Annotated in this window: 16 protein-coding genes; 7 read left to right on the forward strand and 9 right to left on the reverse strand. The window is 62.4% G+C overall.

What is annotated here, in order from left to right; translation table 11 throughout:
- Positions 1–82: 82 nt before the first annotated feature.
- From secD to ABR948_RS26530, 5 genes are read left to right on the forward strand one after another with little or no spacing between them, the layout of a single operon-like run.
- Positions 83–1,684, forward strand: a complete 1,602-nt coding sequence (gene secD / locus ABR948_RS26510; RefSeq protein WP_428123661.1) for a protein translocase subunit SecD — start codon at positions 83–85, stop codon at positions 1,682–1,684.
- A gap of 15 nt (positions 1,685–1,699) precedes the next feature.
- The gene (gene secF, locus ABR948_RS26515) at positions 1,700–2,701 is read left to right on the forward strand and encodes a protein translocase subunit SecF (RefSeq protein WP_428123663.1); all 1,002 of its coding nucleotides are present in this window, start codon (positions 1,700–1,702) and stop codon (positions 2,699–2,701) included.
- Between the two features lie 2 nt (positions 2,702–2,703).
- On the forward strand, positions 2,704–3,087 hold the full coding sequence (locus ABR948_RS26520; RefSeq protein ID WP_428123666.1) for an Mth938-like domain-containing protein: 384 nt from the start codon (positions 2,704–2,706) through the stop codon (positions 3,085–3,087).
- Complete coding sequence (locus tag ABR948_RS26525) at positions 3,084–3,950, forward strand: phytoene/squalene synthase family protein (protein ID WP_428123668.1); 867 nt, start codon at positions 3,084–3,086, stop codon at positions 3,948–3,950. The genes ABR948_RS26520 and ABR948_RS26525 overlap by 4 nt, the downstream gene beginning before the upstream one ends.
- A gap of 20 nt (positions 3,951–3,970) precedes the next feature.
- Entirely contained in the window at positions 3,971–4,177 is a 207-nt protein-coding gene (locus tag ABR948_RS26530) for a hypothetical protein (RefSeq protein WP_428123670.1), read from the forward strand.
- A 35-nt stretch (positions 4,178–4,212) separates the two neighbouring features.
- Here ABR948_RS26530 and ABR948_RS26535 read toward each other — a convergent pair whose 3' ends face one another.
- From ABR948_RS26535 to ABR948_RS26555, 5 genes are all read right to left on the reverse strand, one after another.
- Positions 4,213–5,316 (reverse strand): AMP-binding enzyme, encoded by a 1,104-nt coding sequence (locus ABR948_RS26535; protein ID WP_428123673.1) that lies wholly within the window; start codon positions 5,314–5,316, stop codon positions 4,213–4,215.
- 75 nt (positions 5,317–5,391) lie between these two features.
- Complete coding sequence (gene trmFO, locus ABR948_RS26540; RefSeq protein ID WP_428123675.1) at positions 5,392–6,840, reverse strand: methylenetetrahydrofolate--tRNA-(uracil(54)-C(5))-methyltransferase (FADH(2)-oxidizing) TrmFO; 1,449 nt, start codon at positions 6,838–6,840, stop codon at positions 5,392–5,394.
- Between the two features lie 113 nt (positions 6,841–6,953).
- Positions 6,954–7,106: a DUF1127 domain-containing protein gene (locus ABR948_RS26545; RefSeq protein WP_428123677.1), complete on the reverse strand. Its 153-nt coding sequence runs from the start codon at positions 7,104–7,106 to the stop codon at positions 6,954–6,956.
- A gap of 410 nt (positions 7,107–7,516) precedes the next feature.
- The gene (locus tag ABR948_RS26550) at positions 7,517–8,284 is read right to left on the reverse strand and encodes a lytic murein transglycosylase (RefSeq protein WP_428123687.1); all 768 of its coding nucleotides are present in this window, start codon (positions 8,282–8,284) and stop codon (positions 7,517–7,519) included.
- A gap of 218 nt (positions 8,285–8,502) precedes the next feature.
- Positions 8,503–9,423 carry a DUF2189 domain-containing protein gene (locus ABR948_RS26555; protein WP_428123690.1) on the reverse strand — a complete coding sequence of 307 codons (921 nt, stop codon included), beginning with the start codon at positions 9,421–9,423 and terminating at the stop codon, positions 8,503–8,505.
- A 333-nt stretch (positions 9,424–9,756) separates the two neighbouring features.
- Here ABR948_RS26555 and ABR948_RS26560 point away from each other — a divergent pair, with 333 nt between their 5' ends.
- Both ABR948_RS26560 and ABR948_RS26565 read left to right on the forward strand, forming a co-directional pair.
- Entirely contained in the window at positions 9,757–10,158 is a 402-nt protein-coding gene (locus ABR948_RS26560; protein ID WP_428123692.1) for a DUF3597 domain-containing protein, read from the forward strand.
- Between the two features lie 177 nt (positions 10,159–10,335).
- A complete protein-coding gene (locus ABR948_RS26565) occupies positions 10,336–11,127 on the forward strand; it encodes a fumarylacetoacetate hydrolase family protein (protein ID WP_428123695.1) in 792 nt (263 codons plus the stop codon).
- Positions 11,128–11,276: 149 nt separating this feature from the next.
- On the opposite strand, the gene ABR948_RS26570 is transcribed toward ABR948_RS26565, so the two are convergent.
- The 4 genes from ABR948_RS26570 to ABR948_RS26585 form a co-directional block, all read right to left on the reverse strand.
- Positions 11,277–11,549 (reverse strand): GNAT family N-acetyltransferase, encoded by a 273-nt coding sequence (locus tag ABR948_RS26570; protein ID WP_428123697.1) that lies wholly within the window; start codon positions 11,547–11,549, stop codon positions 11,277–11,279.
- A gap of 7 nt (positions 11,550–11,556) precedes the next feature.
- The gene (locus ABR948_RS26575) at positions 11,557–11,847 is read right to left on the reverse strand and encodes a GNAT family N-acetyltransferase (protein WP_428123699.1); all 291 of its coding nucleotides are present in this window, start codon (positions 11,845–11,847) and stop codon (positions 11,557–11,559) included.
- Positions 11,848–11,897: 50 nt separating this feature from the next.
- Entirely contained in the window at positions 11,898–12,455 is a 558-nt protein-coding gene (locus tag ABR948_RS26580; protein ID WP_428123702.1) for a DUF3828 domain-containing protein, read from the reverse strand.
- A gap of 8 nt (positions 12,456–12,463) precedes the next feature.
- The coding region (locus tag ABR948_RS26585; RefSeq protein WP_428123704.1) for a hypothetical protein at positions 12,464–12,828 on the reverse strand (365 nt) is incomplete at its 5' end.

A 12,828-nucleotide genomic window follows, 5' to 3' on the forward strand; every position in this document is an offset into this window, starting at 1 on the left:
TGACACCGCCAGGGAAGACACTTCGGCGAGTTAGCGCGTTTTCTGATCGCGCATATTCCAAAATTTAACGGGTCAAAACTCGATGCTGTATTTCACGCGGTGGAAGGCGCTGGCGATTATCCTGACGGCGCTTGTGGTCTGCCTGTGCGCCGTGCCCAATTTCTTTCCCGAGGCCACGGTGAAGACCTGGCCGGCATGGACGCAGCGTCGCCTCGTGCTCGGCCTCGATCTGCAGGGCGGCTCGTATCTGCTGCTCGAGGTCGATGCCAATGCGGTCAAGAAGGACAAACTCGACCAGCTGCGCGACGACGTTCGCCGCGTCCTGCGCGACAACAAGATCGTCTATACCGGCCTTGCCGCCAGGCCCGACAGCGTCGAGGTCCGCATCACCAAGGATATCGACGTTCCGACCGCGCTGGCGAAGTTGCGTGAACTGTCGCAGCCGCTGGGCGGGCTGCTCGGTTCCAACGGCCAGCGCAGCCTCGAGGTCTCCGACGCCAGTGGCGGGTTGATCCGGCTCAGCGTTCCGCCGGCGGCGATCACCGACCGGACCCGGCAGGCGGTCGAGCAATCGATCACCATCATCGAAAAACGCGTCAACGAGCTCGGCACCGTCGAGCCGCTGATCCAGCGTCAGGGTGTGGATCGCATTCTGGTGCAGGTGCCGGGCCTGCAGGACCCGACCAGGCTGAAGGCCCTGCTCGGGCAGACCGCCAAGATGGACTTCCGCATGGTCGATACCACGGTTCCTCCGGACCAGGCCCTGCAGGGCAAGGTGCCGCCGGATTCCGAGGTGCTGCAAAGCGCGGAACAGGCGAACACGCCCTATGTCGTCAAGAAGCAGGTGCTGGTTTCCGGCGGCGATCTGACCGACGCCCAGCCCGGGTTCGACCAACGCAACGGCCAGCCCATCGTCTCGTTCAAGTTCAACAGCTCCGGATCGCGCAAATTCGCCCAGGCCACCATCGACAACGTCAAGCAGCCGTTTGCCATCGTGCTCGACAACAAGGTGATCTCGGCGCCTGTGATCCAGGAGCCGATCACCGGCGGCCAAGGCCAGATTTCCGGCAATTTCACCGTGCAGCAGGCCAATGATCTCGCCATCCTGCTGCGTGCCGGCGCATTGCCGGCGCCGCTGACCATCATCGAGGAGCGCACCGTCGGCCCCGGCCTCGGCCAGGACTCGATTGAAAGCGGCGAACGCGCCGCCTATGTCGGCTCGATCCTGGTGATCGTGTTCATGCTGTTGACATACCGGTTGTTCGGCGTGTTCGCCAATATCGCGGTTGCCATCAACGTGGCGATGATTTTTGGTCTGCTGTCGCTGCTCAATGCGACGCTGACGCTGCCCGGTATCGCCGGCATCGTGCTGACGGTGGGCATCGCGGTGGATTCCAACGTGTTGATCTATGAGCGGATCCGCGAGGAAATCCGCGGCGGGCGTACCGCCATTTCCGCGATCGACGCCGGCTTCAAGCGGGCGCTGTCGACGATCCTGGATTCCAATATCACCACCTTCATCGCCGCCGCAGTGCTGTTCTACGTCGGCACCGGTCCGGTGCGCGGCTTCGCCGTGACCCTGGGCATCGGCATTGTCACCACGGTTTTCACCGCCTTTACGCTCACCCGGCTGATCGTCGCCGGCTGGGTACGGTGGAAGCGGCCGCAACGCGTGCCGATTTAAGATGCGGAGCACGCTGTGACACATTTTATTTTGCTCGGACTGCTGGCGGTGATCGTGGTGCTGACCGTTGTCAGTTGCCTTGGCCTGCTGCCGTCGCTGCGGATCGTGCCCGACGACACCAAATTCGACTTCACCCGGTTTCGCCGCATCAGCTTTCCGATCTCGGCGCTGCTGTCGATTCTCGCGATCACCCTGTTCTTCACGCACGGGTTGAATTTCGGTATCGATTTCAAGGGCGGCACACTGCTGGAAATACGGGCCAAGTCCGGCACCGTCGACATCGCCGCGATGCGCGCAACCCTGAGCGGCCTCGGCCTCGGCGATGTCCAGTTGCAGCAGTTCGGCGGTCCCGACGAGGTGCTGATCCGGGTGGCCGAGCAGCCGGGCGGCGACGCCGCGCAACAGGAAGCGGTGCAGAAGGTCCGCGGCGCGCTTGGCGATGCCGTCGACTACCGCCGCGTCGAGGTGGTGGGCCCGCGCGTTTCCGGCGAATTGCTGGCCTACGGCATGTTGGGGCTGATGCTCGCGATCCTGGCGATCCTGATCTATCTCTGGTTCCGGTTCGAATGGCAGTTCGCGCTCGGCGCCATGATCGCCAACGTCCACGATATCGTGCTGACGATCGGCTTCATGTCGGTCTCGCAGGTCGACTTCGATCTCACCAGTATCGCGGCGTTGTTGACGATTCTCGGTTATTCGCTGAATGATACGGTCGTGATCTACGACCGTATCCGCGAAATGCTGCGGCGTTACAAGAAAATGCCGATGCCGGAACTGCTCAACGAATCCATCAATTCGACGCTGTCGCGCTCAATCATCACCCACGTCACGGTGACATTGGCGCTGCTGGCGCTGTTGCTGTTCGGCGGCAACGCCATCCACAGCTTCACCGCGGTGATGATGTTCGGCGTGGTGCTGGTCGGCACCTACACCTCGATCTTCATCGCGGCACCGATCCTGATTTATCTTGGCGTCGGCACCCATCGCGATGCGTCGGACCAACCTTCGAAGAAATGACCATGCCAGTGCCCTCGGACGCTCCGCATCTTCCGAGATCGGCGCCAATCGAGGCCTACGGCAAGGGTGGCTTTGCCTTCGCCGAGATGTCGCATCGCGGCTCGCTGCTGTGCCTGCCGGATGCAATCTGGGCCTGGCCCGTCGCCAAGCCTGAGGAAATCGACGAGGCCTCGCTGGGGCGGGTATTTGCCGCGGCTAGGGGCATCGACACGCTGATCATCGGCACCGGGACCGGGGTCTGGTTACCGCCGAAGACGCTGCGCGCGGCGTTGCGCGCGGTCAGCGTCGTGCTGGACGCGATGCAGACCGGGCCAGCGATCCGTACCTATAATATCATGATCGGTGAGCGACGCCGCGTCGCCGCGGCCCTGATTGCGGTCCCATGAGCAGCGCGGACGCAGCAGGCAAGGAGGCCGCCGGCTTCTGCGCCGAGCTGGTCCGTACCCACGATTTTACCCGCTACGTATCGACATTGTTTGTGCCGGCTGAGCCGCGCCGCGCGCTGGTCGCGCTCTATGCCTTCAACGTCGAAATCTCCCGCGTGCATGAACAGGTGAGCCAGCCGCTGCCGGGGGAAATGCGCCTGCAATGGTGGACCGATATGCTGGCCGGTACCGGGCATGGCGGTGTCGAGGGCAATCCGGTGGCGGCCGAGCTGATGCTGGCGATCCGGAACTGGCGCCTGCCGGTCGAGCGGCTGTCGCGCCTGATCGACGAGCATCAGTTCGATCTCTACAACGACCCGATGCCGACCATGGCGGCACTGGAAGGCTACATCAACGACACTTCGTCGGCGTTGTTTTCACTTGGGGCCGGGATCGCCGGGCGCCCTTCCGAAGCGGTCGAGCATCTCGCGCGTCATGCCGGCCTGGCCCACGGCATGGCGCAGGTGATCGCGGCGTTGCCGCTGGACGCCTCGCGGCGTCAATTGTTCGTGCCGCAGCAATTACTCGAGAGCCACGGCTGCGGGATCGAAGAGGTATTCGCGGGTAAGCAAACCCCGAAGCTGCGCGCTGCGCTGGATCAGCTGCTTGGCGAGGCGCGGGGGCACTTGAAGACAGCCTTTGCGCTGCTGGCGGACGTAGAGCCGCAGGTGAGGCCGGTTTTTCTGCCGCTGGCGCTGGTCGAGCGCGATCTCAAGCGGATGTCGCGCGCCGACAATGATCCGTTCGTGCCCCAGATGACGTCACGGTTTCGGACGCTGTGGACGTTGTGGCTGATGTCGCGGTCGCGGCTATTTGGCACGTGAAGTTATGCTAATATTCCATCATGAAATGGCTCCAGTGGACTCCGGACCGCAATGGCATCGTGGGCGCCATATTCGCTGCGATCATCGTCGTTTTCATCTTCGCTTTTTTGGTGATCTATTTTCCGGACTTTCAGCAGCGCAGGGCCGGGGCGGGATTCGGGCCGGACTGGGACTGCACCGCGCAGGCCAAGGGCGATCCGGTGTGCGTCAAGAAGCCCGGCCGGTAACGGATCGCTCTGCATCGGAAGTAGCGGTCAGCATTTTATGACGGCGGGAGCGTCAGATCCGCCGTTTCGAAATTGAACCGGTCGCGCAAATTCTTGCGCGATTCCAGGATGTCTTTCAGGAACGCGCGATCGGTCGCGCTCGTCATCATCGGTTCGATCAGGTCAAGCTGGTTGGTCGCAACCAGTTGCAGGACCTCGGTGCGAGGTTTGCCGCTGGCATCGCGGGGCAGGGCCTGCACCACCTGGATATGCTCCGGCGGTTTAGGTCCCTTCGCCGCCACGAGCTCATTGCGCAGCTGGGCTTCGAGCGCGGGCTGGTCGGCTTCGACGAAGGCATATAGCCCGACGCCGGTACGCCGGTCGGCGAACGCGACAATGGCCGCATCGCGCACGGCCGGATTTTTTCGGATCAGATCGGTCAGCACCGGCGCGTCATTGACGAGCCGCCGGCCGCCGCCCTCGCGGTCGGTGAAATTGAACAGGCCGCGGGTGACGGCACGGTAGACCTTTTTACCCGTCGCGAGCCAGATGCTGGCGACCAGCGATTTGCGCGCCAGAATCTTGCGTTCCATGGGCGTCAGTGCCTCCGGGGCGTAACTGCGCTTGTGCTTCAGCAGATGCCGGATGTCCTCATAGGCGGCAATACGAAACAGCCGGCTGCGCGTGCGAAAGCAGGCCGCGAGCTGGAAGTCGGTAAGATAGGCGCGGCCATCATTGCCACGCAGCCAATTCTGCTCCTTGGCGAGATCATTATGGCAGATGCCGGCGCGATGCAGTCTGTGCAACGCTTGCTTGGCGGAACGGAAATAGCCGACATCGCCGACCGGTTTCGCCTGATGCAGCGCCACGCCGTTGATGAAGCCGCGTACCAGTGCCTGCCGGCCGGCCCACAGCAGTTGCGGTCCGACGTGCAGGTCGTTTGCCAGCCCCAGCGCGCGGCGTTCACGGGCAAACAAATGGCGCGCCGGGAGATAGGACCACCAAGGCACCTGATCGAGCCGCCGCAATACAGCTTCCACGTCGCCGGCTTCGCTGCGAAAACGGCCGCGTTCGACCGTGGAGAACACGTCGCGCTTCAACAGCACGCCTTCGGTCCATCGCGCCGCCAGAACAGCGGCATCTTCCCTGGGCAGGCTCATGAAGGGTTCACGCCGCCGCTGCGACATGCAGGCTGTCGGCGATCCAGCGATCCAGATCCGACAACGCCCGTGCGCTCATCGCCTGCTTTTTCGCCACGGTCTTTTCGTTGCCGCGCAGGCGCGTGCCGTGCGATCCAGATCCGACAACGCCCGTGCGCTCATCGCCTGCTTTTTCGCCACGGTCTTTTCGTTGCCGCGCAGGCGCGTGCCGTCGGGGTTCCTGGTGGGCGCGGCGGCGAGCGGTGGAAACAGCCCGAAATTGATGTTCATCGGCTGGAACGAGCGCGGACCGGCGTCGATGGTTTCGATATGGCCGCCGGTGATGTGGCCGAGCAGCGATCCCAGCGCCGTCGTCGATGGCGGTGGTGTTAGCGACTGGGACCGTGAATCGGCGGCGGCGTAGAGGCCTGCGATCAGCCCGATGCTGGCGGATTCCACATAGCCTTCGCAGCCGGTCATCTGTCCGGCGAAGCGCAGCCGCGGCTCTGCGCGTAACCGCAATTGCGGATCCAGAAGTTTCGGCGAATTCAGGAAGGTATTGCGATGCAGGCCGCCAAGCCGGGCGAATTCGGCGTTCTCAAGTCCGGGGATGGTGCGGAACACACGTTGCTGCGCGCCGTGCTTCAGCTTGGTCTGGAAGCCGACGATGTTGTAGAGCGTGCCGAGCTTGTTGTCCTGGCGCAATTGAACGATGGCGTAAGCCTTCACGGTCGGATCGTGCGGGTTGGTCAGCCCGACCGGCTTCATCGGACCGTGGCGCAGCGTCTCGCGGCCGCGCTCGGCCATCACCTCGATCGGCAGGCAGCCATCGAAATAGGGCGTATTGGTTTCCCACTCCTTGAAGTCGGTCTTTTCGCCGGCGATCAGCGCATCGACGAAGGCGTCGTATTGCTCCTTCGTCATGGGGCAATTGATGTAGTCGGCGCCAGTCCCGCCGGGCCCCACCTTGTCGTAGCGCGACTGAAACCATGCCGCCGACATGTCGATCGAATCCCGGTGCACGATCGGCGCGATCGCGTCGAAAAACGCCAACGCGTTCTCGTCCGTGAGTTCGCGCAGGGCATCCGCGAGCGGCGCGGAGGTCAGCGGCCCGGTCGCGACGATGACGTTGCGCCAGTCCGCGGGCGGCAGGCCATCGATTTCGGCTCGCCGGATCTCGATCAGGGGATGGTCGTGGAGGGCCTTGCTGACGGCGGCGGAAAATCCGTCACGGTCCACCGCCAGCGCGCCGCCGGCGGGAACCTGGTTGGCGTCGGCGGCGCGCATGATCAGCGAGCCCAGCCGGCGCATTTCGGCGTGCAGCAGTCCAACGGCGTTGTTGGCGGCATCATCGGAGCGAAACGAGTTGGAGCACACTAGCTCGGCGAGGCCGTCGGTGCGATGGGCCTCGGTCATCCGGTGCGGGCGCATTTCGTGCAGGACCACGCGAATCCCTGAATTCGCGACCTGCCAGGCTGCTTCCGAGCCGGCGAGACCGGCGCCGACGATGTGCACGGGTTCGAGAGGAGATTTGGTGCCTGTCATGGGCACTGAACTAGCGCGTTTCCGCGTGCAGTGGAATGCGCGTGGGGCTTTTGATACGACAACGCCCGCAAAACTCGGCGGGCGTTGTCCGTCTCAACAGTCGGCTGAAGGGTTCAGCCGTTATAGGTACCGGATGCAACGCGCGGAATGTCCGAGCGATCAAGGCCGATATCGGCCAGTTCGCGATCGCTAAGCTGGGACAGTTCGCTGACATTGCGCTGATAGTCCCGGAACGCCTGGATCATGCGGATGAGCGAGAGCAACATGGGTAATCTCCTTGTATCAGCGATTCAGCTCTTGAAGGAAAAGCCTCATCGTTGAAATGAATATAGGACAAAATATTGCAACGCAGTAGTTCCTATGTTGCGGTGCAGCTAATCCTGAAATGCATGGCGCAGGTAAGAAACGATTAACCGTTCGGCATGGCTGCCTGATGGTTCATTCCGACGGTATAATATTCGGCCGAATTTACGCAAATAGCCCCATTAAAGAGCGGTATTTTCGTACTCAAGCCATCCGGCTTCATGGAACCAAGAATAGCTTTGGCCGGATCCAGCCGCAGCGGCCGCCATACGGAAATGGGTATCTTCGATCTCAGTTTTAGGGTGGTTAGCGATGGTCAAGCATGCGCGATTCGCATGCACCATATAAAATGAATGAAGAGTCACTTCTATTATCAGGGAGCGTGGGCAAGCTCGGTGGCAAAATAGCCAATGGTCTTGGCGTAGACCTCGCTCTTGTTCCATTGCTGGATGACAGCGAAATTCGGGCTGCCGGGTTCCCAGCCCTTGCCGCGCTGCCAGCCATAGCTGGCAAGGAAATTGGCGGTCGAGGCCAGCACGTCAGGCGCACTGTGCAACAGGTCGCGGCGGCCGTTGGCGTCGAAATCCACAGCGAATTTGATGTAGGACGATGGCATGAACTGGGTCTGGCCGATTTCGCCGGCCCAGGCGCCGCGCAATTCCGACGGCGCGACGTCACCGCGCTCAATAATGCGCAAGGCGTCCATCAACTCGGCTTTGAACATGTCAGAGCGGCGGCAATCATAGGCCAGCGTCGCCAGCGACCGCATGGTCGGGAATTTTCCGATATTGACGCCGAAGTCCGTCTCCAGTCCCCAGATCGCGACCACGACCTCGCCCGGTACGCCGTAGGTTTGCTCGATACGTCCCAGCACCGAACCATATTGTTTCAGCATGTTGGCGCCGCGCGTGAGGCGGGGAGGGACCATACGGCCGGAAAACTCTTCAAAAGTCTGGCTGAAAACCTTTTGCGAATGATCCCGGGAGAGCACGCTCTGGTCCAGGGTCACGCCATTGAGGCCGGATGCGATGGCAGCCTGCGATATGCCCTTGGCCGCGGCTTCGGTTTTGAAATCGTCGAGCCAGGCCTGAAAGCTGCCGGTACCACAGGGCGCCGCCAGCGCCGGCGCTTGCGATATCATGATGACAGCGCTCACGGCGGCGGCGTTGAAAAGGCAACGGAAGACCAGGGAATTTCGCACAGAATCGATTCGCTTTGATGGGAGATACCAGGCGACGCGAAATGTCGGTGGGAACCGCGGCCAAAACAAGGCTGCCGAACGTTATCGCAATACGCCAACGGGTCGGCACGAAGCGCCGCCCGTTGGCTCGCAGTAACGATTATGGCCCGTCTTGAGGTCTATGCGCCGTCCTTGCCCTTGCGCCGCCACGGAAACAACGCGGCCGGGAAATCCGCCGCCGAGCGCCGCTCGCGCTGCGGGCGCGGAGGGATCGGCCGTGGATTGGGATCCGGCGCGATCACCTTGCGGTAGAGGTGCCAGGTGGCGTGGCCGAGCAGGGGGATGACGATGGTGAGGCCGAGGAAGGCCGGCAGCGATCCCGCCACCAGCAGCACCGCGACGATCAATCCCCAAACCGCCATCGGCAGCGGATTTTGCGCCACGGCGCGGAGCGATGTCACCATGGCTTCGCCGGCGCCCGCTTGACGGTCGAGCATCAGCGGGAACGACACCACGCTGACGCACAGCGCCACCACGGCGAACAGGAAGCCGACCCCGCAGCCCGCGATGATCAGCCACCATCCCTGCGGCGTCGTCAGCACGCGCCGTGCGAAGTCGGGAATTCCGGCGGCGGCTTCGTAGCCGAATGCGGCGACGTAAATGGCCTGCGCGGTCGCCACCCAGGTCACGAACAGCGCCAGCAGCAGCGTGCCCAGTCCGAGCATGGCGCCGAACGACGGTGAACGCAGCACGTCGACGGCGTCCCAGGCGGAAGCCTCTTCACCGCGCTCGCGGCGGCGGCTGAGTTCATAAAGACCAAGGGCGGCGAACGGGCCGAGTAGCGCAAAGCCCGCGGCCAGCGGAAACAGCAGCGGCAGTACCGAATAGCCGAGCACCGTTCGCGCCAGCACCAGCCCGAGTATCGGATAGATCACGCACAGGATGGCGGCGTGGCTCGGGACCGCCTTGAAATCTTCCCACCCGAGCCGCAGCGCCTCGCGCAGGTCGGAAAGCTGGATCTTGCGGATCACAGGTATTGCCGCGGTATCTGGCGCGGGCTGGGCCAGTGGCGTGACATTGCCGGAATATGGAGTGGCCATGATCGTCGTCTCCCTTGACGCAGCGGCCGGATTTCGCGCCGGTTGAGGGCACACGGGGCCGTCTGCAGAAATGATCACGATCAGGCCAGACGCGAAGACAGGGGAAACCAAAACTGGCCGTGTCGCGAACTGAACGCTCAGCGTACTCTCAATTGCCGGGGCCGTCTAATCATGATGCCGTCGCTCACGGGTGAGTGAATTTCTCACTGTCGCGGCGCACAACGCCAGTATCATTGGCCGGTGTCTTGCCGCCGTCATTCCGCCTCAGTTAAGCTGGCTCCATAGCCTTGGTCCTGCGTTGGCAACTGCATCTGGGTTCATTGGGAGCATATGATGAGCATTTTCGGAAAAATCATGAGCGCGATCTTCGGAACCAAGGCTGACGCCGCACCGGCGAGCGGCGGCACGGCCGCGAGCCCGGGCTCCAGTCCGGCGGCTTCGGGCGGATCGTCGTCGGCACCGGCCGCGCCGGCACAATCCGTCGATGTCGCGCCCATTCTGGACAAGGCGGTCGCGGCCAAGGGCGAAAAACTGGAGTGGCGCACCTCGATTGTCGATCTGATGAAGGCGCTCGATATCGACTCCAGTTTTGCCGCGCGCAAGGAACTGGCGAAGGAACTCGGCTACACCGGCGACAGCAACGATTCCGCCAGCATGAATATCTGGCTGCACAAGCAGGTGATGACCCGGATGGCCGCCAATGGCGGCAAGCTGCCGTCCGACGTCAAGTGGTGAGCGAACCTCGCGCAGCAATTCAAAAGGCCCGCCCTCGCGCGGGCCTTTTTCGTTGCCGCGGGCGCTGTCTTGTCGTGAAGCGCTGTCTTGCCCGGCGCGGAATGCGGGGCTAGACAGGCGGTCGAACAAGACCAAAACCAAGACCAAAACCAAGACCAAGACACGGGAAATATACCCATGAAAACCCTCGATCGCCGAACCGTCCTCGCATCCAGCGCGCTGGCGCTGGCGGGTGCCGCAACCCAGACTGTTCCGGCCAAGGCCCAATCGGGCCCCAAGCCGATCTTCCAGGTGCCGGCGACGACGATCCCGATCGCGGGCGAGACCGATGTGTTTCCGGTGCGCCGTATCTATTGCATCGGCCGCAATTATGCCGCGCATGCGCTCGAGCGCGGTTCCGATCCGACCCGCGAGCCGCCGTTCTTTTTCCAGAAGCCGACCGATGCGATCCAGAACGTCGGGGTCGGCGAGGTTGCCGAACATCCCTATCCCTTGCTGACCAAGAACTATCACCATGAGGTCGAACTGGTTGCGGCGCTGAAATCCGGCGGCACCAATATCGCGCCGGATCAGGCGCTCCAGCACGTCTATGGCTACGCGCTCGGCCTCGACATGACCCGGCGCGATCTGCAGAACGGCATGGCGGCCGAGAAGAAGCCCTGGGAGATCGGCAAGAGTTTTGATCATGGCGCCGTGATCGGCCCAATTTACCCGGTGGCGAAGTCGGGGCATTTCACCAAGGGCGCGATCTCGCTGGCCGTCAACGGCACGGTGCGGCAGTCCTCCGATCTGGAGAAGATGATCTGGAGCGTCGCCGAGCAGATCGCCAAGCTGTCCGAGGCGTTCGAACTCAAGGCCGGCGATATCATCTATTCCGGCACGCCCGAAAATGTCGGCCCCGTCGTCAAGGGCGATGTGTTGTTGTGCAAGCTGGAAGGCCTGCCGGATATGTCGATCCGGATTGTGTGAGGCTTCCCGTCGTCCCGGCGAACGCCGGGACCCATACGCCGTGACGGCAATGGTCAAAGGCGGTGTTCGAAGCTCCGTGCCAATCACCAACATCGGTGGTTATGGGTCCCCGCTTTCGCGGGGACGACGACCTTCTTTCTGTTGATCCATCACCCCGCCAGATCCCTGAATTCCGGATGCTTGTGCAGATAATCCACCACAAAGCCGCAGCCGGCGACCACCTTTAATCCGTCTGATCGGATCAGCTGCAGCGCGCCGTGCACCAGTTCCGAGGCGATGCCGCGGCCGCGCAGCGGGCGCGGGGTCTCGGTGTGGGTGATGACCACGGCCGATGGCGTGAGGCGATAATTCGCAAATGCTGTCGCGCCCTCGACGTCGAGTTCGAAGCGGCTGAGGGCCTTGTTGTCGCGGACGCTGTTCATCTCGATCTCACTTCAGCAAATCCTGATAGGCCGGGTTCTTGTCGATGAAGGCCTTCACGAACGGACACTGGGCGATCACCTTCAATCCGTCTGCCCGCACCTGGTCGAGCGCGCCCCTGATCAGTTTCGATCCGATGCCCTTGCCGCCGAGTTCCGGCGGCACTTCGGTATGGATGAAGGTGATGACGCCGCCTGATATCGCATAATAGGTCGCGGCGAGGTGGCCCTCGACGCTGAGTTCGTAGCGGTGTTTCGCCGGGTTGTTGACGACTTCGCTGGTGTTATCTGCTTGCGACATTTTCAGGCCAGGTCCTTCTCAGGCTAGGTCTTTCTCAGGCCAAATCCTTCTCAGGCTAGGTCCTTCAGGGATTCCTTGAGGATATCGCGGATCGACCAGGCTTCGCCGTCGATGGTGCCGCTGATATCGTCGATCTTCCATTGCTTGTCGTCGCGCACGAAATTGTAGCGGACGACGTTGTCGGTGGCCTTCATGCGCAGCAGCTTGCCGGTGATGGTGACGGCGATGACCGCCTTGTCGGCTTCGAGCTTCTCTGCGTCGACCTTGAACGATTTGACATCCGGCTCCTGCGAATTGGTGACGGGATCGAAGTCAATGGGTCCGACATCGCCTTTCGGCGTATTGGCATCGGCCTTGGCCCACAAATCGATCAGCGACTTCGACAGGTATTTGGCCTTGGCGGCCTTGTTCTCGATCACGAACCCGCCGCCACCATCGCCCTTGCCCTTGGCCGCGCGTGTGTAGATCGCAGTGATGATCCCGACAGGATCGTTCTGGGATGGCGACGGTTGCGCGGCGCGGGCGCGGGGCGAGAGGGCGCCGGCCAACAGGCCGGCGATGCCGGTCAGCAGGAGCGTGCGTCGGGCGATCTTGCGTCGGGGAATCATGGCGGTCCTCACTTCGAATAGGCCTTGTCGAATAGGCCTTGCTTATAGTCCAGAATGCGGCCTTCGTGGGAGTGCACGAAAATCACTGCCGGGAGACTATCATGGCCAATGAAAGAGGCCCCAACATCAAGAAGAAGCCGAAGTGTAAAAACTGCGAAGGCAAGGGCCTGCTCAAGAAGGGCGACAAGGTGGTGAAATGCCAGCGCTGCGGCGGCACGGGGTTTCGGTGAGGGCAGCGAGTAACTTCGCGACGCATTTGACTCGAAGCTGCGGTTCTGAATGCCGTCATGCCCGGCCTTGTGCCGGGCATCCACGTCTTGACTGGAGTTGATGTGAGAAAGACGTGGATGGCCGGGACGAAGCCCGGCCATGA

The organism is Bradyrhizobium sp. (assembly GCF_050014615.1).
GTDB lineage: Bacteria > Pseudomonadota > Alphaproteobacteria > Rhizobiales > Xanthobacteraceae > Bradyrhizobium.